The sequence below is a fragment of the Hyphomonas sp. ske169 genome, from assembly GCF_056850855.1.
The window spans coordinates 3,283,171-3,307,895 of the sequence record NZ_CP096146.1 but is presented as its reverse complement, the minus strand read 5'-3'; the positions used below and the strand labels follow the sequence as shown (position 1 = coordinate 3,307,895).

General features: G+C 56.0%; 21 protein-coding genes. 5 read left to right on the top strand and 16 right to left on the bottom strand.

Annotation, left to right across the window (positions count from 1 at the left end; translation table 11 throughout):
• Positions 1 to 3: 3 nt before the first annotated feature.
• From MY069_RS16155 to proS, 14 genes are all read right to left on the bottom strand, one after another.
• Complete coding sequence (locus tag MY069_RS16155) at positions 4 to 597, bottom strand: OmpH/Skp family outer membrane protein (RefSeq protein WP_482794819.1); 594 nt, start codon at positions 595 to 597, stop codon at positions 4 to 6.
• Positions 598 to 623: 26 nt separating this feature from the next.
• Positions 624 to 3,194: an outer membrane protein assembly factor BamA gene (gene bamA / locus MY069_RS16150; protein WP_482794818.1), complete on the bottom strand. Its 2,571-nt coding sequence runs from the start codon at positions 3,192 to 3,194 to the stop codon at positions 624 to 626.
• A gap of 29 nt (positions 3,195 to 3,223) precedes the next feature.
• Positions 3,224 to 4,399, bottom strand: a complete 1,176-nt coding sequence (locus MY069_RS16145) for a M50 family metallopeptidase (RefSeq protein WP_482794817.1) — start codon at positions 4,397 to 4,399, stop codon at positions 3,224 to 3,226.
• Positions 4,396 to 5,610: a 1-deoxy-D-xylulose-5-phosphate reductoisomerase gene (gene dxr / locus MY069_RS16140; protein WP_482794816.1), complete on the bottom strand. Its 1,215-nt coding sequence runs from the start codon at positions 5,608 to 5,610 to the stop codon at positions 4,396 to 4,398. The genes MY069_RS16145 and dxr overlap by 4 nt, the downstream gene beginning before the upstream one ends.
• On the bottom strand, positions 5,607 to 6,425 hold the full coding sequence (locus MY069_RS16135) for a phosphatidate cytidylyltransferase (protein ID WP_482794815.1): 819 nt from the start codon (positions 6,423 to 6,425) through the stop codon (positions 5,607 to 5,609). The genes dxr and MY069_RS16135 overlap by 4 nt, the downstream gene beginning before the upstream one ends.
• A gap of 1 nt (position 6,426) precedes the next feature.
• Positions 6,427 to 7,191: an isoprenyl transferase gene (locus MY069_RS16130; RefSeq protein ID WP_482794814.1), complete on the bottom strand. Its 765-nt coding sequence runs from the start codon at positions 7,189 to 7,191 to the stop codon at positions 6,427 to 6,429.
• On the bottom strand, positions 7,188 to 7,742 hold the full coding sequence (gene frr / locus MY069_RS16125; RefSeq protein WP_482794813.1) for a ribosome recycling factor: 555 nt from the start codon (positions 7,740 to 7,742) through the stop codon (positions 7,188 to 7,190). The genes MY069_RS16130 and frr overlap by 4 nt, the downstream gene beginning before the upstream one ends.
• Positions 7,743 to 7,757: 15 nt before the next feature.
• Positions 7,758 to 8,492 carry a UMP kinase gene (gene pyrH / locus MY069_RS16120; protein WP_482794812.1) on the bottom strand — a complete coding sequence of 245 codons (735 nt, stop codon included), beginning with the start codon at positions 8,490 to 8,492 and terminating at the stop codon, positions 7,758 to 7,760.
• A gap of 92 nt (positions 8,493 to 8,584) precedes the next feature.
• Complete coding sequence (gene tsf, locus MY069_RS16115) at positions 8,585 to 9,484, bottom strand: translation elongation factor Ts (protein ID WP_482794811.1); 900 nt, start codon at positions 9,482 to 9,484, stop codon at positions 8,585 to 8,587.
• Positions 9,485 to 9,517: 33 nt separating this feature from the next.
• Positions 9,518 to 10,357 (bottom strand): 30S ribosomal protein S2, encoded by an 840-nt coding sequence (rpsB, locus tag MY069_RS16110; RefSeq protein WP_482794810.1) that lies wholly within the window; start codon positions 10,355 to 10,357, stop codon positions 9,518 to 9,520.
• A 149-nt stretch (positions 10,358 to 10,506) separates the two neighbouring features.
• A complete protein-coding gene (dnaE, locus tag MY069_RS16105; protein ID WP_482794809.1) occupies positions 10,507 to 13,926 on the bottom strand; it encodes a DNA polymerase III subunit alpha in 3,420 nt (1,139 codons plus the stop codon).
• Between the two features lie 135 nt (positions 13,927 to 14,061).
• A complete protein-coding gene (locus MY069_RS16100) occupies positions 14,062 to 14,754 on the bottom strand; it encodes an ABC transporter ATP-binding protein (protein ID WP_482794808.1) in 693 nt (230 codons plus the stop codon).
• The gene (locus MY069_RS16095; RefSeq protein ID WP_482794807.1) at positions 14,751 to 16,022 is read right to left on the bottom strand and encodes a lipoprotein-releasing ABC transporter permease subunit; all 1,272 of its coding nucleotides are present in this window, start codon (positions 16,020 to 16,022) and stop codon (positions 14,751 to 14,753) included. Before MY069_RS16095 ends, MY069_RS16100 begins: the two co-directional genes overlap by 4 nt.
• A gap of 166 nt (positions 16,023 to 16,188) precedes the next feature.
• Positions 16,189 to 17,511, bottom strand: coding sequence for a proline--tRNA ligase (gene proS / locus MY069_RS16090; protein ID WP_482794806.1), 1,323 nt, complete (start codon positions 17,509 to 17,511; stop codon positions 16,189 to 16,191).
• A gap of 118 nt (positions 17,512 to 17,629) precedes the next feature.
• On the opposite strand from proS, the gene MY069_RS16085 reads away from it, so the two are divergent.
• The 5 genes from MY069_RS16085 to modC all read left to right on the top strand — a co-directional run bounded on the left by MY069_RS16085 (position 17,630) and on the right by modC (position 22,297).
• A complete protein-coding gene (locus MY069_RS16085) occupies positions 17,630 to 18,700 on the top strand; it encodes a helix-turn-helix transcriptional regulator (RefSeq protein ID WP_482794805.1) in 1,071 nt (356 codons plus the stop codon).
• A 104-nt stretch (positions 18,701 to 18,804) separates the two neighbouring features.
• Positions 18,805 to 19,644 (top strand): sterol desaturase family protein, encoded by an 840-nt coding sequence (locus tag MY069_RS16080; RefSeq protein ID WP_482794804.1) that lies wholly within the window; start codon positions 18,805 to 18,807, stop codon positions 19,642 to 19,644.
• Positions 19,645 to 19,774: 130 nt separating this feature from the next.
• Positions 19,775 to 20,542, top strand: coding sequence for a molybdate ABC transporter substrate-binding protein (modA, locus tag MY069_RS16075; protein ID WP_482794803.1), 768 nt, complete (start codon positions 19,775 to 19,777; stop codon positions 20,540 to 20,542).
• Complete coding sequence (gene modB / locus MY069_RS16070; protein WP_482794802.1) at positions 20,539 to 21,219, top strand: molybdate ABC transporter permease subunit; 681 nt, start codon at positions 20,539 to 20,541, stop codon at positions 21,217 to 21,219. The genes modA and modB overlap by 4 nt, the downstream gene beginning before the upstream one ends.
• Positions 21,206 to 22,297 carry a molybdenum ABC transporter ATP-binding protein gene (gene modC, locus MY069_RS16065; RefSeq protein ID WP_482794801.1) on the top strand — a complete coding sequence of 364 codons (1,092 nt, stop codon included), beginning with the start codon at positions 21,206 to 21,208 and terminating at the stop codon, positions 22,295 to 22,297. The genes modB and modC overlap by 14 nt, the downstream gene beginning before the upstream one ends.
• On the opposite strand, the gene MY069_RS16060 is transcribed toward modC, so the two are convergent.
• Entirely contained in the window at positions 22,294 to 22,728 is a 435-nt protein-coding gene (locus MY069_RS16060; protein ID WP_482794800.1) for a DUF1622 domain-containing protein, read from the bottom strand. The two genes, modC and MY069_RS16060, sit on opposite strands and share 4 nt — an antisense overlap.
• Positions 22,728 to 24,722, bottom strand: coding sequence for a thiamine pyrophosphate-dependent enzyme (locus MY069_RS16055; RefSeq protein WP_482794799.1), 1,995 nt, complete (start codon positions 24,720 to 24,722; stop codon positions 22,728 to 22,730). Before MY069_RS16055 ends, MY069_RS16060 begins: the two co-directional genes overlap by 1 nt.
• Between the last annotated feature and the right edge of the window lie 3 nt (positions 24,723 to 24,725).

Sequence of the window (24,725 nt, the reverse complement as noted above, 5' to 3'; positions counted from 1 at the left end):
GATTTACTGTTGTGGTTGTTGCGTCGGCAAGCTTTGGCGAACCACTTGTACAGTTGGCGTGCTCGCATTCAGTTTCGTGATGGCCGACTGAGTCACGTCCGTCGCGTCGTCGACATATACCACTTGAGATTTGTCGAGAATAACATTCGCATTGGTCTCAGCAATTACCTGCTGAAGTACTGGGATCAAGGCGTTGTTGAAATCGACCAGCGCCTTGCGTTCTGTAAGCGAAAGCTCTTGAGCTGCGATCTGGCGCTTACGCTCGAAATCATTCGCTTTGCGAGAATAGGCTTCGATTTCAGCCATCAAGGCTGCATCCGCACGCACCGCCTCTTGGGTTTTGCCTTCAGACTTCGTACGCAGGCTGGTTCCGTCTGCAGCGAGGGTATCTGCCAATGGCTTCAGCTCGCCCTGCATTGTGGTTTCGATTGCTTGGATCTTCGTCCGGATGTCTTGACCAGCTTGGCTTTGACCGAAAATTTGGACGCGATCGATGACGACGACTTTTGTCCCCTGAGCGATGGCGGCTGGGCTCATCGCGAATGCCGCTGAGACGGCGAGCGCCAAAGTGGCGAGAATAGATTTTACGCGGATCATTGTACTCTCTCCTGTAGAGATATCTGCTAAAAACGAGTGGAAGTACTGAAGCGGAATGTCTCCGTTCTGTCGTACTCTTCCTTGCGAAGGATATGTGAAAAGTCGAACTGGATTGGTCCGAACGGTGAGTCCCAGCCAACCGAGAGACCTGCTGAGGCGCGAAGGCCCAGGCCATCTTTGATTTGGCTCACAGCCGGTGTTCCCGGCAAAATGTTATTGAACCGAATATTGGTGAAGGCACCGACGCCAAGTTGGCCAAAAATTGGGTCTCGGATATCGGCATTATCGAGAATACCCAATCCGCCAGCCTCAACGAACAGTTTGGTTCGAATGCCATACTCTTCTGGGAGATAGTTTGGCATCGTTAACTCGCCGGTGGCTTGGTAATAGGCTTTACCCCCGAGCGCGCGACCTGGCTTCACGTCAGTGACTTCGCCATTCGCGTCCGCAATCGTCACAACTTCACGCGGGCCAATGCCTGCTACATCAAACCCGCGGAATGATGAGCCGCCGCGGAAGAAACGATTATTGATCAGAATACGATCATCGTCGCCATACGGCTCGATATATCCGCCCGAAAGGCGCACGCTGGCGCGAACGCCGCGGAAAATACCGCGATAGGTCGCGCCGGTGATTTCGCTTCGGAGATATTGCACGTCGCCGCCTAAGCCGGCGATATCTTGGCTGACGGAGAAATCGAACCCGCCGGTCGGCGCGATTGGATCATTTCGGCGATCCCAATTGAAAGAATAGCCAATCAATGAGGTAATATCCGACCGCTCATTGTCACAGATAATGTTCTGGTTCACGACCAGCGAAGAACATTGATCAACAAGCATCTGACCGTCCATGACATCAGAGGCCTCTACCACCCGGAAGGCGTCATCGAATGCGTTCTCTGGTGTATCTGCGCCTGCCGTTTGAACAAAAGATCGAACGATGACGCCATTCTCGTCGATGATGACGTTCTGGTCGCGGATATTGATTTCGTCCGACTGTAACCTGTACCGAACTTGCAGTCCCGTATTGTCGGTCACCGGAAATCCGAAATTGATCCCCGCGCCAATGGTTTCGGACTCAAAGCTCGAGACGTCCAAAAAGTCTGAGCGGGTCGAGAATAGCTCAAGTCCGGCAGACAGGTTGCGGTCGAGGAAGCGCGGTTCTTGGAACCTGAAATCAACGAATTGCTGGCGATCAGACGCGGACACGCGCGCCACGAAGGTTTGGCCGCGGCCCCGCAAGTTTCGCTGTGTCACACTCAAATCGAGCAAGAATGAATCAACCGAAGAGAAGCCGGCAGCGAAGGAAAGTTCGCCCGTCGCAGTCTCTTCCACATCGAGGTCGACAACCGTCCGGTCGGCGCTCGATCCGGCGCGTTCGGTGATCTCGACATTCTCAAAATAACCAAGCGCCCGCACGCGGTTTCTTGAGCGGTCGAGCAAGACGCGGTTAAACGCATCGCCCTCGGCAATCCGCAATTCGCGTCGAATAACGCGGTCTAGAGTTTGGGTATTCCCGTTAATATTGATCCGTTCGATATAAACACGCGGGCCTTCATCGATCGCAAAAGTAACGTTCACTTTCCGAGTTTCAGGATCGGCTTCCAGACGCGGCGTGATGTCCACAAACGCGTATCCAGCGATCCCGGCCGCGAATGTCAGCGTATCAATCGTGTTTTCGATCTGGTCTCCGCGGAATAGGTCACCATCTTTGAATGGAACAGCACGTTTGAGCCCTTCGCTGCTCAGCTTGTCGAGCGCTGTTTCGACCTCAACCTCGCCGAACGTGTACTGCTCGCCCTCTTCGATCGTGTAGGTGATGTAAAAGTCTTCACGATCCGGCGTAAGATCGGCGACCGCACTGATCACACGAAAATCATAATAGCCTTTGTTTTGATAGAATTCGCGCAGGAGTTCCCGGTCAAATTCTAGCCGGCCTGGATCATAATTGTCATTGGAGCTGAAGAATCGCCACCAGCGCGATTGCTTGGTGACCACTTCGCTGCGCAAACGGCGATCGGAAAACGCATCATTACCGATGAAATTGATAGAGCGAACGCCCGTCACAGGGCCTTCAGTCATTACAAAGACCAGATCGACTCGGTTCTGGTCGAGCGGCTTATACTGAGGCTCGACTGTCGCGGAGAACCGACCAGATTGGCGGTACAGCTCCAGAATACGCTGAACGTCTGCCTGCACACGCGCGGCGGTAAAGATACCCCGTGGCGCAGCCTGAATTTCTTCCCGCAGCTTATCATCGTCCAGCGCGCTATTGCCCTCGAAGAGGACGCGATTGATGATGGGGTTCTCAACCACGCGCACAATCAGGTCTGGACCGGCTTTGTCGAAACTCGCATCGGCAAAAAGCCCGGTCGCAAAAAGCGTCTTTAGAGACAAATCAATTCGTGTTGGGTCGAAAGCATCACCCGGCTCGACCAGCAAATAGGACTGAATCGTCCGATCTTCGATCCGTTGATTGCCTTCAATTCTAATTTGCCGAATGGTTTCACTGACTTGCGCATTCGATTCCGTAACCGGGATGTCGGTTAACGCGATCGCGCTGGTCGCCATCAGAACTGCAGCTAATACTTTACGCATCGATCCCTCGATCCTCCATGGCAAGCGACTTACTCGCTTGCTGACCCGTTGAATAGGCCGGTTTCCAGAACGTCACCCCAGGTGATGAAAACAAACATGGTCAATAGCAGACCAAGCCCTGCCATCAATGCCACTTCCTGCACCTTTTCGGGCATTACTTTTCCCGTCATGGCTTCATAAGCATTGAAAACAAGATGTCCCCCATCCAATACAGGCAATGGTAGCAGGTTGAAAAAGCCAATGCCTATTGAGATTAAGGCGCAAAGCTGTAGGGCGGACCACCCCAAAACGCTTAACCGTGTCGCCAAAGGCACAGTTTCTGCGCCCATTGTTCGGTTGACGATTCTGCGCCCCGCATCGCCGATGGCAACGGGGCCACTCATTAGAGCCAATGGCTCTTTGCCGGTGATAATCCTACCAAGCATATAAACGGTGTGCCCAACCGTATCCTTGGTTTCCACAACGCCCATACCGATTGCCTCAAGCGGGCCGTACTTTCGATACTGAACCGACTCGCGCAATGGCGCAGGCACGACCCCAATTGTGCCTTGCGGAACGAGCTGTCCTAGCTGGTTAGCGCGGACCTCGCGGCGCGGGGTGACGGTTAGAGTTAAGAGCTCATCGCCGCGCTGCACCTCAAACGGTAAGGCGCGCCCAGACGACATTGAGGTGATCACGATCATATCGGCGATCTGCCGGATTTCCGATCCATCAACGCTTTTGATCACGTCACCGGCCTGCATACCGGCTTCTGCGGCGGGATAGCCCTCATTCACTTGGTACGCATAAACATCATATTGTTCAGTACCGCGGAACGCGAAGAAAATTGTAAATAGGAACACTGCCAGCAAGAAGTTCGCGGCTGGGCCCGCGAGTGCGACGATTGATCGAGCGCCGACACTCAATTGATTGTACGGTTTGCCGATTGGGCCTTCTTCGACCTTGCCGACATCACCCGGTAACTGGCTTTCGCCGACAAATTTCACAAAACCACCCAAAGGGATCCAGTTGACCCGCCAGCGTGTTCGCTTGGAGTCTTTGCGTTCATAGATCGAGGCGCCGAACCCGATCGAGAAAGACTCAACCGCTGCGCCAAAATAGCGGCCGGCAAGATAGTGTCCTAGCTCGTGAATGATCACGACGGCCCCAAGCAGGAATGCCAGGCAAATCAGAAATATCGGGCCTTGCGCCAGAATTCCCGTCACGCTCTCCGCTCCCGCTTTTGGTCCTTCACTTCATCAAGAAGGATACCGGTTAACTGCTCAGCTTCGGCTTGGATTGCTAGGACGGCTTCCAAATTATCGCAATCCTCACAAGCCATTGGACCGGCAAAAAATCGCTCCAACGCCATTTCTACGACCCAGCTTATGTCGAGGAATCGACATTGACCCGCAAGAAATGCAGCTACGGCGCGTTCATTAGCGCAATTTAATACTGTCGGGGCGCCCTTTCCTACTCTGAGAGCCTTACGGCAAAGGTCTATCGACGGAAAGCGCTCGGAATCGGGCGCTTCGAAATCAAGCCGGCTGAGGGCGATCAAATCTAATGGCTCGACCGGTGTTTCTTGTCGGCGCTCGGGCCAAGTTAAAGCATGGGCAATCGGCGTCCGCATGTCCGGCTCACCCATTTGGGCTAAAACCGAACCATCCCGATAGGCCACGGCAGAATGGATGATCGATTGCGGGTGGATCACCACATCAATCATGTTTTCCGGCACGTCGAACAGGTAGGCCGCCTCAATCAGCTCGAGACCTTTATTGAACAGTGTCGCGCTATCGATTGAAATTTTGCGCCCCATATTCCATCGCGGATGTGCTAGCGCACGCTCCGGTGTCACCGTTTCGAGATCTTCGCGAGCGAGCGTCCGAAAGGGTCCACCCGATCCGGTTAGGATGAGGCGCGAAATATCTTCACGGCGCTCCATCACCTGGAACATGGCATTATGTTCAGAGTCGGTCGGCACAATCGCCACTCGATTTTTCGCCGCCAGGCGATTGAGGAGCGGCCCCGCGCAGACCATGCTCTCTTTATTGGCGAGCGCCACCGAATTTCCAGCTTCTATCGCGGCAATGGTTGACGGGAGCCCATCGATACCAACAATCGCGGCGAGTACGCGATCGACGGGGCGCGCTGCCGCCTCTTTGATCGCGTCCGGCCCTGCCGCGGCGGAGATATCAAGGTCGCGCACCCCATCTTGGAGCGCCGGCAAAAATGGTTCATGGGCGATCACGACGTGCTTTGGTTTAAACTGGCGCGCTTGCTCGACCAATAGGTCGACATTCTTCCCCGCGACTAGCGTATCGATTGAAAAGACAGGTGCTTGCGCTGTGGCATTGGCGTGTTCGATCACCGACAAGGCAGACGTTCCTATCGACCCTGTCGACCCAAGGATGGAAAGTGACCGCGGATCGCTCATAGGGCCAGCCCTAATACGCGCGGCAGGGACGGCGCAAACGAAAAAACCAGAAGCGCGACAACGCAAACCATCCCGAGACCGTCGACCCGGTCCAAGACGCCTCCATGTCCTGGCACAAGACCACTCGAGTCTTTGACACCGTGGTGTCGTTTGGTCGAACTCTCGAACAGATCACCGAACTGGGCGAGGATCGATATTGCGCCTCCCATAATGATCCAAGCCATCAGGTCGCCACCTGTGATCCGCGCCGCAAGCACACCGCAAAGCGCACTAAACAAAACGCCGCCAATAGCGCCACTCCAGGTTTTTGAAGGCGAGTCCGGATGCAATCGCGGGCCGCCCAGACTGCGCCCAAAAAAGAAAGCGGCTGAGTCTGAGCCCCAAACGATGCCCATCAAAATCAGCGCCGTCGCCGCGCCGTCCCAATCGCCTTCTCGCAGGAAATATAGCGCCAAGGGCATGCCGGCAACATACAGAAACCCAAACGCCTCTCGGCCGCGTTTTTGCCTCAACGGATGCGTGAAAGTGGCGATAATTGCGCATCCGACAAACGCCCAAAGCGTCCAGACCGGGGCTCCCAGGACGGCCGGCAAAAATGGGAGAATCGCCAACGTGCCGAAGCTCTTCATTGACGGCGAGGCCGACATCCTGACCCACTCATACGCCATAATGGCCGCGAACACGCCACATGCGAGGGCCAACAAAGGACCGCCCTTCCACACCACGAATAGAGCAAAAGGAATGAGCACCGCAGCGGAGATGAGCCTCAGGCCGAGATCACCCGCCTGTCCATCATACCGTTTTCCGCGGACCACGCTATGCGGCTCCGGACGCTAAACCACCAAAGCGGCGCTCGCGATTGCGGTAAATTTCTACGGCCTCAAGCAAGTGCTGTTTGCCGAAATCAGGCCACAGGACATCCATAAATACCAATTCGGCATAGGCAGCCTGCCAAATCAAAAAGTTGCTGAGCCGATACTCACCACTTGTGCGGATCAGAAGGTCTGGATCTGGCAGGTCTTGCGTATCCAAAAAGCCTGCAAACGCGGTTTCGTCGATATCACCCGCAGACAGAGTGCCAGACTCAACAGCGTCAGCCATCGCTTTCGCGGCCCGCAGCACTTCTTCTCGCCCGCCATAATTGAACGCGATACAAAGATTGAAGGCGTGATTATCGGCAGTTTGACGCTCCGCGCGCTGAACCAATTCCAGGATATCTTCTGGCAAGCCTTCACGCGTTCCGAGGATGCGGACTTTCACGCCTTCCTCTGTCAGGCGTTTCAAATCTCGTTTCACATAGGCTTTCAACAGTCCAAAAAGCGCATTCACCTCTGAGACGGGGCGGCGCCAGTTTTCGGTTGAGAAGGAAAACACGGTTAGCGTTTTAAGGCCGATCTCCTGAGCCGCCTCGACGGTGCGACGCAGAGCTTCGACGCCTCGTTCATGCCCAACCGCGCGCGGTAAGCCTCGCGCATTCGCCCACCGCCCATTGCCATCCATGATGATGGCGATGTGGTCGGGGAAACCGTCTTTGGCTGGACCACCATTTCCGGTTTGGGCAGCAGACGGTGCGGAGGTCAAACTTGCATAATCTCCGCTTCTTTGCCCTTCAGCGCTTCATCCACTTTGCCAACAAAGCTGTCAGTGAGCTTTTGAACTTCATCAGAGAGAGAGCGTAGTTCGTCTTCGCTAATCTCGCCGTCTTTTTCCATTTTCTTGAGCGCATCCATACCATCCCGGCGGACATTACGAACGGCCACGCGCGCCGCCTCAGCATATTTGCCTGCCACTTTGGTGAGCTCGACGCGGCGCTCCTCATTCAATGGCGGGATAGGAATGCGCAGCGTTTGGCCGTCGACGACAGGGTTCAAGCCCAGCCCAGATTCGCGAATGGCTTTGTCGGTCGCGCCAACCAATCCTTTATCCCAAACATTCACGGCGATCATCCGCGCGTCCATAATCGATACCGAACCGACTTGGTTGAGCGGCATGTTCGATCCGTACGCAGCCACCTGAACGCTATCGAGCAAGTTGACCGATGCGCGGCCGGTGCGCAGTCCCTGAAGTTCCGTCTGAAGCGAGCTAATCGCACCGTCCATCCGGCGTTCGAGGTCTTTTTTATCGTAACTCATTTTCTTTCCTCAAGATCAGGAGATGACTGTGCTTGGGCCTTGGCCGGTTAGCACATCTTGCAGCGCTCCTTTATTGTGCAAGGAGAAAACCACAATTGGTATGTTCGTGTCACGCATAAGGCTCACGGCGGATGCGTCCATCACTTTTAAATTGCGCGCCAGTACGTCTTGATAGGTCAAATGATCATAGCGGGTCGCATCTGGATCGGTTTTCGGATCAGCTGAATAGACGCCGTCGACTTGTGTGCCCTTCATCATCGCATCACAATGCATTTCCGCCGCGCGCAAGGCTGCGCCCGTATCTGTCGTGAAATATGGATTGCCCGTACCGGCGGCAAAAATCACGACCCGGCCTTTTTCCATATGACGGATGGCTCGCCGGCGAATGAAGGGTTCGCAAATCTCATCCATCCGAATGCCGGATTGAACCCGGGTCTGAACGCCAATTGATTCCAAGGCGCTTTGCATGCCGAGCGCATTCATAATCGTCGCCAGCATGCCCATGGAGTCGGCTTGCGAGCGCTCCATGCCGGAAGCCGCCCCCTTCATACCGCGGAAGATGTTACCGCCGCCAATCACCAAGCAAATCTCGACCCCAAGCTCGCGCGCCGCGGCGATTTCTTGAGCAAATCCCAGGCAGGTTGGCATATGGATGCCATAGTCGGTTGGCCCCATCAGGGCCTCTCCTGAAATCTTCAGAAGAACGCGCTTATATTTCAGGCCGTTATCGGACTCGGCTTCACCTGGCATTCTGCGTCTCCCGTTGCTCAAAAGCCCATAAAAGATTCCCGGCCACCTGTCATCGGTAGCCGGGATCTAAAAGCACTTATTTTTGAAAGCGGTTAAGCCTTCGTCATCGAAGCCACTTCTTCAGCGAAGTTGTCTTCGGCTTTCTCGATGCCCTCGCCGAGCTTGAACATCACAAAGCCTGCCAGCTCTGCGCCGCTATCCGCGATGAACTGGCCAACCGTTTGGTCAGGGTTCATGACGAATTGCTGTTCGACGAGAACAACTTCTTTATAGTATTTCTTGATCCGGCCTTCGATCATCTTCTCGATGACATTGGCTGGCTTGCCGCTTTGTTCAGCTTGCTCGGTTAGAACTTGCTTCTCACGTGCAACCAGATCTTGGTCGAGATCAGCGACGGTCGCAGACGCCGGAGACGTCGCCGCGACGTGCATCGCAACTTTCTTGCCCGCGTCAGCCAAGTCGCCAGATCCGTTGAGGCCAACCAGAACGCCGATTTTGCCCATACCTGGAGCTTCGGCACTGTGGATATAAGCCGCAACTGAGTCAGCTTTGATCTGCGCCGCACGGCGCAAAGTCATGTTCTCGCCGATTGTGCCGACAAGACGCTTAATCATGTCTTCAACGGTGCCGTCACCATCAGGCGCAGGCGCAGAAGCCAACGCTTCCGTCGTGCCCGCAGTTGTCAGCGCCAATTTAGCGATATCTGACAGCGCGCCTTGGAACGTCTCGTTGCGCGCAACGAAGTCTGTCTCCGCATTCAGCTCAACGACAGATCCGATTTTACCGTCGTCAGAGACCACAGCTGAAACCAGACCGTCCGCAGCCGTGCGGCCAGACTTTTTAGCGGCCTTAGAGAGACCTTTTGCACGCAGCCAATCAACAGCGGCTTCGACATCGCCATCGTTCTCGACCAGCGCTTTTTTCGCGTCCATCATGCCTGCGCCAGTCTTGTCGCGCAGATCCTTAACGAGGGCAGCAGTAATCTGAGCCATCCTAGTCGTCCTTCTGTTCAAACCCAGTGGGGATTAAGCTTCAGTCTTATCTTCTTCGACTTTAGCGGTTTCTTCGGTTGTAGCTTCAGCTTCGGTTTCAGCCGCATCTGCAGCTGCTACGTCGGCTTCAACCAAGGCTTCAATGTCCTCAGCTTCGCCCAAATCAATGCCGAGCCCTGCAGACGATTCGGCGAGGCCGTCTAGAACAGCATCGGCGATCAGGTTGCAGTAAAGCGAGATCGCGCGAGCCGCATCATCATTGCCTGGGAAGGCAAAATCAGCATCGTCTGGATCGCAATTGGTATCAACAACGGCAACAACTGGAATGCCCAGCTTACGCGCTTCTTTAATCGCGATCGCTTCTTTGTTCGTATCGATCACGAAGATCAGATCAGGCAGACCACCCATATTGGCGATACCGCCAAGGGCTTTGTCGAGCTTTTCACGGTCACGCTCAAGGTTCAAAAGCTCTTTCTTGGTGAGACCAGATTGCTCTTTACCAGAAAGAACTTCTTCGAGCTCACGCAGACGCTTAATGGAATTAGAGACCGTCGACCAGTTGGTCAGCGTGCCGCCGAGCCAGCGATGGTTCATGTAATACTGAGCGCAACGCTGAGCCGCTTCCGCGATTGGCTGAGATGCCTGACGCTTGGTACCAACGAAGAGAACACGGCCACCTTTAGAAACAGTGTCACGGACCTTTACCAGCGCTTGGTGCAAAAGCGGCACAGACTTAGACAGATCCATAATGTGAATGCCAGAACGCGCGCCATAGATGAAGGGCTTCATCTTGGGGTTCCAGCGGTGAGTTTGGTGACCAAAGTGAACGCCAGCTTCGAGCAGTTCACGCATAGTGAAATCAGGCAATGCCATCTTAATTTTCCTTATCCGGTTGACCGGCATGATCCCTATTGAGCCTCACTGGAGACACAACACCGGAAGGACCACGCATCGGGGGTTCGTGCGCGCGTCTATACATCATATATACTGCAAAGCAACAGGCGAGATCAGGTCTGGCGGGATTAGGCCGCTTCGTGATCCACACGCGCGACGCCCGGAGCCGTTTTCAACGCGCGCAGCGCTTCAATCCCGGTTGGGTAAGTATCAGGCAGTCTAAGCGTCACCACCCGGCCATCATCGATCGGCATCCGGACGAATATTTCGCCCCTATCCTGTCCCGACGCGCCTTTCAAACGCGCTGCAATCGCCGCCAGGCCGCTAAGGTCTGCGCCCTTTTCGAGCTTCACTGACAATGCAGGGGCTTTCTTTGCAATGCGAGCCTGTTCAATCGGCTGAACCCGGCGCGCCGAGAGGCGGATTTCTTCATCGCGCCGGCGCACTTCAGTCAGGATGACTACGGCCGAGCCCGGCTCTAATTGCTCGCGCATATCTGAGAGCAATTCTGGCATCACCATCAGTTCAACTTCACCCGTGGGATCCGACAGCGTCAAAAACGCAAACTTTCCGCCGTTTCGCGCGGGTTTCTCAACCCGGCGCCGGACGACTCCAATCAGCTCCATGGGGCGGCCATCCACGGCGCTGTCAGCGATATTCATCGCATAGGTGATCCGGCCGTCCTCGAGACTGTCGATAATATCATCGAGCGGGTGACCCGAGAAATAAAAGCCAATCGCTGCAAACTCTTGATCGAGTTTCTCTTGCATATTCCAGGCAGCAGCTTTCGGCAGATCGGCCCGCATGGCCGGTTCCGCGTCGCCAAATAGACCGCCCTGCCCGCCCGCGCGATCCTCAGCCGAAGCCGCGCAAGTCGCCGCCAGCATCGGCGCCGATTTCAACACCCGCGCGCGATTGGGCTCAAGCTCATCAAACCCGCCTGCTTTTGCGAGCTGTTCGAAACATTTCTTATTGATGTCTTTCGGATCGACCCGCTCGGCGAGGTCGTGAAGGCATTGATATGCCCCGTTGGACCGGCGTTCTTCGACCAAATGTTTCATGGCTTCCGGCCCAACGCCCTTGAGCGCCCCGAGCGCATAGATGATCGATCCGCCATCGACATCAAAATCAGCCGTCGAGACATTCACATTCGGCGCAATCACCGGGATCTTCAGCCGACGCGCTTCTTGGAAAAACGCAGCAAGCTTATCAGTATTGTGTAGATCCAAACTCATCGAAGCCGCCAAGAACGCGACCGGGAAATGGCGTTTCAAATAGGCCGTGTGATAGCCAATCAGAGCGTAAGCGGCGGCGTGTGATTTGTTAAAGCCGTAGCCCGCAAACTTCTCCATCGTATCGAAGATGTCATTGGCCAGCGGCGCTTCGATCTGTTTGAGCTCTTTCGCGCCTTTCAAGAACCGCTCCCGCTGCGCGACCATTTCTTCGAGCTTTTTCTTACCCATAGCGCGGCGCAGCAAATCCGCTTCGCCAAGCGAATAGCCCGCAATCTCCTGCGCCATCCGCATCACCTGTTCCTGATAGACCGGCACACCATAAGTGGCTTGCAAGATCGGTTCGAGATCAGGGTGCTGATACTTGATCGTGTTGGGGTCTTCCTTACCCGCGACATAGACCGGGATATTGTCCATCGGGCCGGGCCGGTAGAGTGAGATGATCGCAATCACGTCTTCTAGATTGCCGGGACGGACTTTGCGCAGCGTGTCGCGCATGCCCTGCCCTTCGAGCTGGAACACGCCCAGCGTTTCACCAGACGCCATCAGCTTATACGTCTCGGCATCATCCAGACTATGCCATTCAGGACCGACATCTTTGCCATCGCGGCGAATGAATTTCAGCGCGCGATCAATCACGGTCAGCGTTTTCAGACCGAGAAAGTCAAACTTCACGAGCCCAGCGGACTCGGCCCATTTCATGTTGAATTGCGTCGCAGGCAGATCGGCGCGCGGATCATTGTAAAGCGGGACGAGCTCAGTCAGCGGGCGATCGCCGATGACCACACCAGCCGCGTGCGTGCCCGCATTCCGATACATGCCTTCAAGCGCAAGCGCGGTATCGAGCAATTCGCCGACCCGCGGATCGCGGCTAACTTCCTCGTCAAACTTCGGCTCATCATCAATCGCTTCAGAGAGCTTTGGCGGTTTGGCGGGGTTGAACGGGATCAGCTTGGCGAGCCGGTCTACTTGGCCATACGGCATCTGCATCACCCGCCCGACATCGCGCACCACCGCTTTGGCTTGCAGAGTTCCAAACGTGATGATCATGGCGACCGATTCAGACCCGTATTTGTCGCGCACATAGCGGATCACCTCGCCGCGGCGCTCCTGACAGAAATCGATATCGAAGTCGGGCATCGAGACCCGTTCTGGGTTCAAAAAGCGCTCGAACAGAAGATCAAAACGAAGCGGGTCGAGGTCGGTAATGGTCAGCACCCAGGCGACCAGTGAGCCCGCGCCTGATCCCCGGCCTGGCCCGACCGGGATATCCTGCTCCTTCGCCCATTTGATAAAGTCGGCAACGATCAAGAAATAGCCCGGGAAGCCCATGCGCTCGATAATGCCGAGCTCATAATCGAGCCGCTCAAAATAGACCTCGCGAGTCGCATAAAGTTTCGGCGCCGCCGCAAGCCGGGATTCCAGGCCCTCTTTGGCTTGCAGTTTCAACTCATCAATCTCGGACCGCGAGCCATCGCCAAAATTCGGCAAGATCGGTTTGTGCTTGGTCGAACGTATCCCGCAGCGCCGTGCGATTTCAGCTGTGGTCTCAATCGCTTCCGGGAGATCCGCAAACAGGTCCCGCATTTCTGCTTCGGTTTTGAGATATTGCTGGGCCTGCACTTGTGGCCTATCTTCCTGACCAAGATAAGCGCCATTGGCGATACACATCATCGCATCATGCGCTTCAGCATCATCAGGTTTCATGAAACGCGCATCATGGGTCGCGACAATTGGCAAATCGAGCTCATAGGCTAGCGCCAGCAGGCCCGGCTCAGTTTGCGCCTCCTCGGGTGATCCATGCCGCGTGATCTCGACATAACAGCGGCCGGGAAAATTCGCCGCGAGCGTTTCGAGCGCGGTCTTCGCCTCCGCCTTTTTGCCTTTCAAAAGGTAGCGCGCGACATCGCCTTCCGCACCACCCGTCAGCACGATTAGTCCGTCGGTCTTCTCCTCCAAATACTTCTGGTGGATCCGCGGCACGCCGTCTTCCGCATCAAGATAAGCGTAGGAAGACAGCGCCATAAGTCGCCCATAGCCCTGCTCATTCTGGGCATAGAGCGTAAGACGCGTGATGGTTTCTTGATGTGCGCCGTCGGTTACATCGAAACAGACCGCCATGATTGGTTGGATGCCAGCCCCGGATAGGCTTTCCGAGAGCTCTAGCGCCCCGAACAGATTGTTCCGATCCGTCACCGCAACTGCGGGCATGCCTTGTTCTTTGCACCAGCCCGTCAACCCCTTGGTCGTGATCATACTCTCAAGCAGCGAGAAAGACGTCCGCACAGCAAGGTGTATGAATGGCGATTGACCCACGGGGCGCTCCTGATCCAGACCAATGGACGAGAATTGCTTTGGCCCGATTCCCGAACATGGCCAGAAATCGCAACACCTAAACGCCCATTTAGAATGGATTTCTACCAGACAAGCGCAAAGAACAAAAGTGGAACTTTAGGTGCCGCTCACAAAATCTGTGAGTTTCCCATCCTTCAGGGTCAGAACGCGATCCATATGTCGGGTCAGCGCCATATTGTGGGTCGCAACGAGCACCGCCGCCCCTTCGCTTCGCGCCATGCGGATCAGGCTTTCAAACACCCGCTCTGTCGTAGCGGGATCCAGGTTCCCAGTCGGTTCGTCGGCGATGACGAGGCGCGGGTCATTGACCAGTGCCCGGGCAATCGCAACGCGCTGCTGTTCGCCGCCCGACATCTGTCCCGGCTGGTGTTTTAGGCGTTCTGCGAGCCCCATCTCACCAAGCAAGGCGTCGGCTTTCTCGCGCGCTTTGCGGCGCGACAGACCGCCCACCATAAGCGGCATCGCCACATTATCACGGGCGTTAAATTCAGGCAGCAAGTGATGGAACTGATAGACGAAGCCAAGCTTTTCCCGCCGCAAACGCGTGCGTCCGGCATCATTCAGCGATAGGCAATTCTCGCCCTCAAGATAGACCTCGCCGCCTTCCGGTTTTTCGAGCAATCCTGCCGTATGAAGCAGCGTCGATTTACCAGAACCAGAAGGCCCGATCAGCCCAACCAATTCCCCTGGATTTAGCGTCAACTTCGCGCCTTCCAAGACGCGCAAAACTCCGGCTTCGGATTTGTATTGGCGAACAATATCGCGAAGTTCGAGCACCGCTGTCATCACTCAAACCTCAATGCATCAACCGGGTCGAGACGCGCCGCGGCCCAAGCTGGCCAAATCGTCACCAACATAGACATTGCCATCGCCCATAGCGTGACAAAGCTTACCTCGGCCCAGTTCAGCGCAGCTGGCAAACCGTCCAGTCCGTAAACCGTGGGTGGGAACAGGTCTCGCTGCAAGAGGAACCCAATGCCATCAATCACATAATTGATGTTCATGACCATGATCACGCCGAGCACCGCGCCAATCAGCGCCCCCGTCAGGCCCAGCAAGGCGCCGATCATCAAGAATACCCGCATAATCGACCCCCGTGTCGTTCCGACCGTACGTAAGATCGCGATATCGCTGGTCTTATTCTTCACCAGCATGACCACGCCGGTGATGATGTTCAGTGAGGTGATCACGATCAGAATCAGCATGATGATCATCATCATCGACCGCTCTGTGTTCAGCGCGTTGAAATAAGCCTCGCGCTGAACTTTCCAGCTCTGGGTTGGGAAGCGGTAATCGATCGCACGTTGGACTGCTGCTTCAGCCGGCTCCGTGTTCATCGCGTCTGGGATACGCAGGTCGAGTTTATCGTAAACACCTTTGCGGCCGAAAAACAGCTGCGCCTGTTCAACGGGCATCAAAATGTAGAGCTGGTCGAGCTCTACGCTGCCTGTCTGAAAGAATTGGCCAACTGTGTAGGTTTTGCGCCGAGGGGTAACCCCGAAGGGGCCCTGAATGCCATCAGGCGCAATCAAAGTGAGCTTATCCCCCGGGTACAACCCAAGATCTGCCGCCAAGAACCGGCCGACCATGATCACATCGCCGCCATTCTTACCTTCGCCGAACCCAAACGCGCGGGCCGCTTCGGCACCGCCTTCCAAGAAGGGCAAATTATCAAGATCTTCTACCCGTACACCGCGCACAATCGCACCGTTTTGGCGGCGATCGGTGGTTGCGAGAACTTGCTGTTCGATGATTGGCATCGCTTGATCGACCTCAGGCAGAGCTTCGATCTGGATCACTAACTCATCGACGGACGCCTCTGGCTCATCTTGGGTATAGACAAAGACATGCCCCTGCCCGCCCAACATCGCATCGAGCAAAGTCGCGCGGAAACCGCTCATCACCGACATGATCACGATCAGCGCCATAACCGCGAGCAGAATGCCAATGAAAGACACGATCGAAACCACCGAGACCCCGCCATTGGCCCGGGTCGCCCGCAAATACCGCCAGGCGAGCGTGCGTTCGACTTGTCCAAAAGGGGTAGCGCGGCTCATGCTGTGAGATCTATTGAGCAATTATGGATAAATCGTGATGCCCACGGAAGTGACCGCCTAGCGCCCTCATCCTGAGCGAAGTCGAAGGATGTACTCGCCAGACGCACCGCCCCTCGTCCTTCGACTTCGCTCAGGATGAGGGGCTGCTTATGTCCGCGCAACTTGATCATCCGCAGATCTTATTGACCGCAGATTCCCGAGAGAGATCCTCTTTCTCACCGGTGGCGCGGCGTTTCAGCTCCACCGTTCCGCTTTTCACACCACGTGGACCGACCGTGATTTGCCAAGGCAGGCCGATCAGTTCCATCCGGGCGAATTTTGGTCCGGCACGATCCGAGGTTTCATCATAGAGCGGATCTTTGCCAGCGGCTTTGAGCTTGGCATAAGCCTCGTCGGCGACTGACGCCACATCCGCATCGTCCGGCTTCATTGAGATGATGCCAGCCCCAAATGGCGCGACTTCATCCGGCCAGATTATCCCGTTCTCATCATGGCTCGCTTCGATAATCGCCCCGACGCAGCGCGACACGCCGATGCCGTACGACCCGCCATGAATGGTCACAAGGCCTCCGTCTTTGGTCTGCACTTCAGCTTTGAGTGGATCAGAGTACTTTGTTCCAAAATAGAAGATGTGTCCGACCTCGATACCGCGTGCTTTAACCTGGCGATCTTCAGGAATGGCCGCGAACGCCGCTTCATCATGCTTTTCATCGGTCGCCGCATAGAATTGCGTGCGCTTCTTCATTTCTGCGTCAAGCGCGCCGAGATCTTCAAAATCGAAATCTGCGCCCGGTGCCGGCACATCCAGCACAGACTTGTCGCAATAGACTTCGCTTTCGCCGCTATCTGCGAGGATCAGAAACTCGTGACTTAAATCGCCGCCGATCGGGCCGGGATCAGCCTGCATCGGGATCGCCGTGATGCCCATGCGCGCAAACGTGTTCAGGTAAGCGGCAAACATTTTCTGATAGGAAATCCGCGCGGCTTCTTCCGACAGGTCGAAACTGTAAGCGTCTTTCATCAAAAACTCGCGCCCGCGCATGATGCCAAAACGAGGGCGGATCTCATCTCGGAACTTCCATTGCTGGTGATAGAGGTTCAAGGGCAAGGCTTTGTAGCTTTTGACAAATGAGCGGAAAATATCCGTGATCATTTCTTCATTGGTCGGACCGTAGAGCATGTCGCGCTCATGACGGTCAGTGATGCGCAACATTTCTGCACCATAATCATCGTAGCGGCCGGACTCGCGCCAGAGATCGGCTTGCTGCAAGGTCGGCATCAGCATCTCGATCGCGCCTGCGCGATCCATTTCTTCACGCACAATTTGCTCAATTTTTTTGAGCACGCGGAAGCCGAGCGGCAGCCAGGAATAGATCCCGGCGCCATTTTGCCGAACCATGCCGGTCCGTAACATGAGTTTATGGCTCGCGATCGTCGCGTCCGAAGGAACGTCTTTTGAGACAGGAATAAAATATCGAGACAGGCGCATTTTCGTAACTTTTCATGCGATTTGAACTGGGTGGCCCCTGTTATGCTGACCGAGACGACTTGGCTAGAGCCAAACGGCTGCGCTTGACCTCTCTGCGAATGCAGGCAGGAGTAAGATCATGATTTTACTCGATGCTGCGTTTCGATTTGCGGCGATCACCATCCTGCTGCTGGTCGCCGTGATTGCTCTGCGAGATGCGCGTCATCTCTTGCAAGGACGTTTAGCCGCCGCAATGTGCATTTGCCTGACGGGCATGCTGCTAAATACGCTACCCGATTGGTATGAGGCGCCTTTCGCACTTTGGGCTGTTGCGTGGGTATTGCACGTCCCTAACATCATTCTTTTGTGGTTATTCGCCTTGTCTTTGTTCCAGGACGACTTCCAGATGCGTCGTCTGCATTGGGGGGCGTTGGGGGCCACCTTCTTTTTCCTGCCAGGGATACAGGCCTCGATTATGCTCGAGAACCAAGCTGGCACCCTGATTTTCGTCGCCGCCAATCGATTGCTCGGTTTTGCCGTCTTGGCTCACCTATTTTGGACCGCCTGGTCTGGGCGAAAAGACGATTTAATCGAAGCCCGCCGACGCACTCGATTATGGTTCGTGCTCGGCCTAGGGATTACTGCGTTGGTCATCGTCACCGGCGAGGCGCTGCATTATGGCATCACCTTCGACAATGATGACCCCACTTGGTTCACTACCGCGCGCTCCATCCTTGCAATGCCGATGATTGTGATCGGTGCGCTTTGGTTTCTGAAACTGATGCCCGAGACTTTACTGTTCGAGCGCACAACGCCGGCTCCAATTGCGCAAGCCAAAGTCGATCCCAAAGACAGCGCCACTCACACGCGTCTCGTCATAGCGATGGAGGAGCAATTCCTCTACCGAGAGCAAGGCCTGGGGATAGGTGACCTGTCAGCCAAACTGGGCGTACCCGAGCACCAACTTCGTGCGCTGATCAATAAAGGGCTCGGCTATCGCAATTTTGCGTCATTCCTAAACCAGTATCGCCTAGCCGAAGCGAAAGCGGCTCTGGCCGACCCAGAACAAGCTCGTACGCCTATCCTCACCATTGCCATGGATGTCGGATATGCCTCACTTGCGACTTTCAATCGGGCCTTCAAATCTGAAGAAGGCATCACGCCCAGCGCATTTCGCGCCGATGCCCTCGAAGCGGCTGTGCAATCTTAAAAAACTGTCCTCATTTTTGAAATTGTAGCCGCATTTTCGCGGCTGCGGAGCTTTTGTTTTCGGAACATGGTGATCTGACCTCATCGACAGACGAGGAGACACAAATGGACCTGCTACCCTTTTTCACCGACTATCTGGGACCCCGCATTCTCGGCGGAATCCAGTTCGAATCGACCCGCTATGCGATGGGAACCCTGGTGACGTTCTTTGTACTCTGGATCGTCCTTCACCGTTTCATTGAGACGAGGAAAATCCGCAAACCCACACCGCGATCCAAACAAATTCAGATGGAACTCAAACACTCGTTCAAGACCGTTTGTGTCTTCGTCGCGATGGACATTTTCATCTTTGAAGCCGCTGATCTCGGCATCTTCCAGAAGTATGATGATTTTGCGGAATATGGCATGCTCTGGTTCTGGGTTTCGATGCCGCTCCTGATCGTCTTGCATGACGCTTATTTCTATTGGACGCACCGGCTGATGCACACCGCCAAGCTCTATAAGCGCACGCATATGCAGCATCACCGCTCGCACAATCCAACACCGTTCACGGCCTATAATTTCGCCGCGGCCGAAGCTGTGATCGAATATATGTATGTGCCGATCGCCTTGATGCTGATCCCCACACACAATCTCGCATTATATGTCGTGCTCTCGATCATGATCTTCAAAAACGCTCTGGCGCATAGCGGTTATGAAGTCTTCCCGCGCAGCTGGGCTCGGATGCCGGTACTCGGCTGGCTTACGACCGTCACCCATCACGACATGCATCATGAGCGCGGCACTGGGAATTTCGGCTTCTACTTCACTTGGTGGGACCGCTGGATGGGCACTGAGCATCCGAATTACCTGCAACGCCTCGACGAGCAGGAAGCCCGCGCTCAACACATCAAAGCTGCTCGCCGTGCGGCTAAGAAACGGCCCGAGATGGTGCCGGCCGAATAGGCAAAACCGTCTCTCGACAAACCTGTACGGCCGGAGCTCTCTCTCGCTCCGGCCGCTTTTGTTGGGGATCGACTTTCAGACGGCGCGCGCCTAGGACTGAGGAAAAGCGAAACCGTCGATTGAACCCGTGTTGATTAAACCCCGAATTTTCTTGACCTTTTTGCTTGCGGTTCTGATCGTGAGCCTCGGCAGCTGTTCGGCGCCACAACCGCAAGAGCACGCGACCGTCGCCGTCGCCACCAATTTCAAAACAACGCTGGAAAAGCTTGAGGCCGACTTCGAAACGCGCAGCGGCTATATGCTCGATGTGGTCTCCGGCTCGACGGGAAAGCTCTACGCCCAAATCAACAATGGCGCGCCGTATGATCTGTTTCTGTCCGCAGACCAAGCACGTCCGGAACGCCTCGTGGAAGATGGGCGGGCCGTGCAGAACTCTCGGTTCACCTATGCGATTGGGGGACTGGCTCTGTGGAGCCCAACCCGGCCTGACATCACACCTGATACGCTTGCCGATAATGACATCACCCGCCTTGCGCTCGCCAATCCGGATCTCGCGCCCTATGGCCTCGCGACCGTCCAATTGCTGGAGCGCCTTGATCTGCTTGAGCCCTGGCAGGCTAAGTTCGTTCTCGGCGAGAATGTCGGACAGGCCTTTGCCTTTGTCAGCACAGGTAATGCGGAGATTGGCTTCGTCTCTGCCGCTCAAGTCCTTGCTCTGCCGGAGGATGCGCGCGGCAGCTATTGGCTCGTCCCGCGGCAATTGCATGAACCGATTGCTCAGGACGCCGTCCTCTTGAAGACCGGCGAAGACAATCAAGTGGCGCGGGCCTTTCTAACCTTTCTCAAAACGCCTGAAGCGCGCGACATCATCCATGAAAGCGGATATCGGGTGCCATGAGCCTGCCAGACCTCACGTCGCTTTGGCTGACCGCCCGGCTCGCTTTCGTGACCACGCTGGTTCTGCTCCTTATTGGGACGCCGATCGCCTGGTGGCTGGCGCAGACGCGGTCGCGGATAAAGCCGGTCATCGAGGCGCTGATTGCCCTGCCCCTTGTGCTCCCGCCGACTGTGCTTGGCTTCTATCTTCTCATCGCGATGAGCCCAGAAGCGCCCTTTGGTGGGTTCTGGATGCAGGCGACTGGCGACACGCTCAGCTTTTCTTTTACTGGTCTGGTGATCGGCTCAGTCATCTATTCCTTCCCTTTCATGATCCAGCCTCTGCAGACAGCATTTGAAGGCCCGGTGCAGCAAGCCATGCGCACGGCGGCGAGCCTGCGAGCGTCTCACCTCGACGCGTTCTTTTCAGTTGCCGTTCCGATGTCGATCAGAGGTTTTGTGACCGCCTCCGTCCTGTCATTCGCGCACACTCTAGGTGAGTTTGGCGTGGTCTTGATGGTGGGCGGCAATATTCCCGACCGGACCCGCGTCGCCTCGATTGAGATTTATGAGAACGTGGAAACGCTGAACTATGCTGACGCGCACGCGCTGTCCTTGATCCTCTTGATCGTGTCTTTCGCGACTTTGTTCTGCGTCTTCTTGTTCAATCGCCGGGGAGGCGCGCATGTCCGCCTCTAATTTGCGGCTCCGCTTCTCCGCAACGCAAGGCACTTTCAGCCTGAGCGTGGACGAAACCCTGCCGCTGGAAGGTGTGACCGCCGTGTTCGGGCCAAGCGGCAGCGGCAAGACCACGCTCCTCAACGCCATTGCTGGTTTTCTCCGCCCTGATGAGGGCGAGATCTTGTGCGCTGGAACGGATTGGTTCCAAGCCGCCCCAAAAAAGTGGGTACCGCCTCACCAACGCGGCGTCGGCATGGTCTTCCAAGATGCGCACCTGTTTCCGCATCTCTCTGTGCGCGGGAATTTGGACTATGCGCATAAGCGTGCGGATGCAGCGTCCGCTGGATATGATTATGAGCACGTCATCGCGGCGATGGCGCTTATGCCACTTATAGACCGCGATACTGAAACCCTGTCAGGGGGCGAAAAACAACGCGTTGCAATCGCCCGAACACTGCTGACTCGGCCACGCCTTCTCCTACTAGATGAACCCCTCTCTGGCCTCGATAGCGCTCGAAAAGCAGAGCTGCTCCCCTTCCTCGAAACCCTAAAGACCGAGTTCGCGCTTCCCACGCTTTATGTCAGTCACGACGTGGATGAAGTCAGCCGCATCGCCGAACGCGTTCTCATGTTGGAAGACGGCGCCGTGGTCGCGCGCGGCCGCACGGATGAAGTGCTCAGCCGCTTTGGTCTCGAAGCTGGACGCAATCCCTATGAACAGACCAGCCTCCTCTCGGGCACCATCAATCTAGACAAGACTGAGGATGACTTGCTGGCTGTCAGCATCGGCAGAGACGCGATTTGGCTCGCCTCTGACATAGACATCGCCAATGGCGCGCAGGTGCGGCTCAAAATCCCCGCCCGCGATGTCTCTATTGCGCTTGAACGCCCGACCGGGATCAGCATCCAGAACATGCTCGCCGCGCAGGTCGTGTCAATTGAGCCGACCAAACGCCCAGCCTTCCAGACCGTCACGCTCGACATTGGCGGCCAGACTCTGGCAGCGACGGTCACGCGCAAAGCAGTTTCCGACCTCAATCTCGCGCCCGGACTAGCGGTCTACGCCTTGATCAAGAGCGCCACGTTCCACGCTTAGGCTTTCTTCGCGTCCTCATGTTGGATCTCTAAGATCTCCCGCCCGAGGAAGAAGGAAATGGCCGTGCGGATCAGCACAAGTAAGCCGACAAAGATTAGGTCGGTCAGCTCACGCGTGATGACTGTGTGGACAATGTCCGACGCGATCATGAATTCGAGCCCGGTCAGGATATAAGTCCCGAGAATCGTGCGCGCCGAATTGAGGTTGCCGAGATTGCCGCGCAGGCCAATGCCATGCCTGAGCCCACCCAGCAGGCGGATCAGGGCGACAAAGAACCCAAACAGAATCAAGGCGACCCCAATCAGATCGATACAGATGGCGAGGCCTTCGAGCGCATGCATGACCGGCGCGTCGAGGCCAAAAGGCAAATGCTCAAGCGATGTGCCGCCTGTCATGCCGTCCATCATATGGCTGCTCTCTTCGGCGCTCATCAGAGCAGCTCCGCGTCTGTAATCACTTCGATCAAAGACGGCCCATCATGCGCGATCGCTTTAGCCAGCGCCGCGTCCAGCTCATCTCGGGTTTTGACCAGTTCGCCCATGCCGCCGCAGGAGCGGGCAAAGCCGGCAAAGCTCGGATTGACCAGACTGGTTTGCCAGACTTCGAACTCAGCAGCTTTTTGCTCTTTGGAGATTTTACCAAGCTCAGAATTGTTCATCAGGACGTGCGTGATGTTCATCCCGTATTTGACCGCAGTGGTGAACTCCATCGCATATTGGCCAAAGCCGCCATCTCCGGAGACAGAGATGACTTTGCGCCCTTTATAGGGGCCTTCTTCTTGCGTCGCCGCCCAAGAGCCCATGGCGGCTGGGAAAGAGAACCCAATCGAGCCGAGATAGCCGGACATGAGCACGCGCTGGTCTCCGGTCGGTTCGAAATAGCGTCCGAACGAATATGTATTGTTGCCCACATCAACTGGCAAGATCGCATCTTTTGGCGCCGCTTTGGTGAGCGCTTCGAACAGAGCGGCGGCCGAAACGCCTTTGCCGCGATCTTCGCTTTGCCGGCTGGCCTTTTCCGCGCGCCACAGCCGCCAGCGTTCCGCGATCTCGTCCCGCACATCTGTGGCAGCGCTCCCGCCGCGGCCCATTTCGGCTTTTAGCAAGTCTGCTGTCACCGCGACATCGCCCATGACCGGCACGGTCACCGGATGGCGCTTCGCCAGCCGCATCGGGTCGGTATCGACTTGGATCGTCGGTGCGCCCTCGTAGATGCCCGTATGGTCTGAGAAACTCGCCCCGAAGACCAAGAGCAAATCCGCTTCATTCATGAACCAGCTGGCAATCGGCGTGCCCGACCGCCCCATAACGCCTGCCGCGAGCGGGTGGGCATCGCCAATCTGGCCTTTGGCTTTGAACGTCGTCGCGATTGGCGCGTTTAGTTCTTCGGCCAGAGCGATGACGCTCTCCATACCGTTCAACGCGCCATAGCCGACAATGATCATTGGACGCTTGGCGCCTTTGAGCAGCTTCGCTGCGTCTTCCAAGGCAGACGGCGGCGGTCCAACGCATTGGTTCGCCATCCGGCCTTCGGGACCATACGCTTTAGCGTCTTCAGCCGCTGGACGCGGTTGGACATTATCTGGGAAAACCAAATGCCCGACCCCGCGCTTCAAGATCGAGGTCTTGATCGCTTGTGTCATCAACAGCGCGTGGTCTGATGTCAGGTGCACAGTCTCAGAGAATTCCGCCACCGCTTCAAACGCGGCTTCGAGATCAATGTCCTGGAAGGCGTGCACACCGACGACTTGGTCTTGCACTTGGCCAGTGAGCGCCAGCGCAGGCGCGCCATCGACTTTCGCGTCCCACAGCCCGGTGAGGAGATTGGTTGCGCCTGGTCCGGCAATGGTCAGCGCCGCCGCTGGGTGACCTGTCAGTTTGCCATAACCTGAAATCGCGAACGCCGCCGCGCCTTCATGCCGGATGCCATAATAACGGAGCTTGCCCTCGGCTTCTTGCGTTCGGAGCGCATCGGCGAGGCCGAGATTGGAATGGCCGACCATACCGAACACGCTGGTGACGTTCCAATTGGTCATCGTCTCAGCCATGACATCGGCGATGGTTCGCTCGCGCGGCGGCAGCGCCGGCACGCCGACATAAATGCCATCATCGCGCACATCGACATCGAACATGTCTTGACCCGTATCTTCGTGTCCGCCCGGCGGCTTACCGGTCAGCGGATCAAAGTCCCAGCCATGCCACGGGCAGCGCAGCCAGCACTGATCATCAATGCCTTTTTCAATCGAGCCTTCGCCGAGCGGTCCGCCTTGGTGAGGACATTTATTGTCCATGGCCGCGTATTGGCCTTTGAAATGAACCAGAGCGACAGACTGCGTTCCAGCCGTCGCGGATTTGACCCGGCCTTCGGTAACTTCATCCGTCTCGGCCACTTTGTGCCAGATCAGTGTCGTTTTGTTTTCAGACATTAT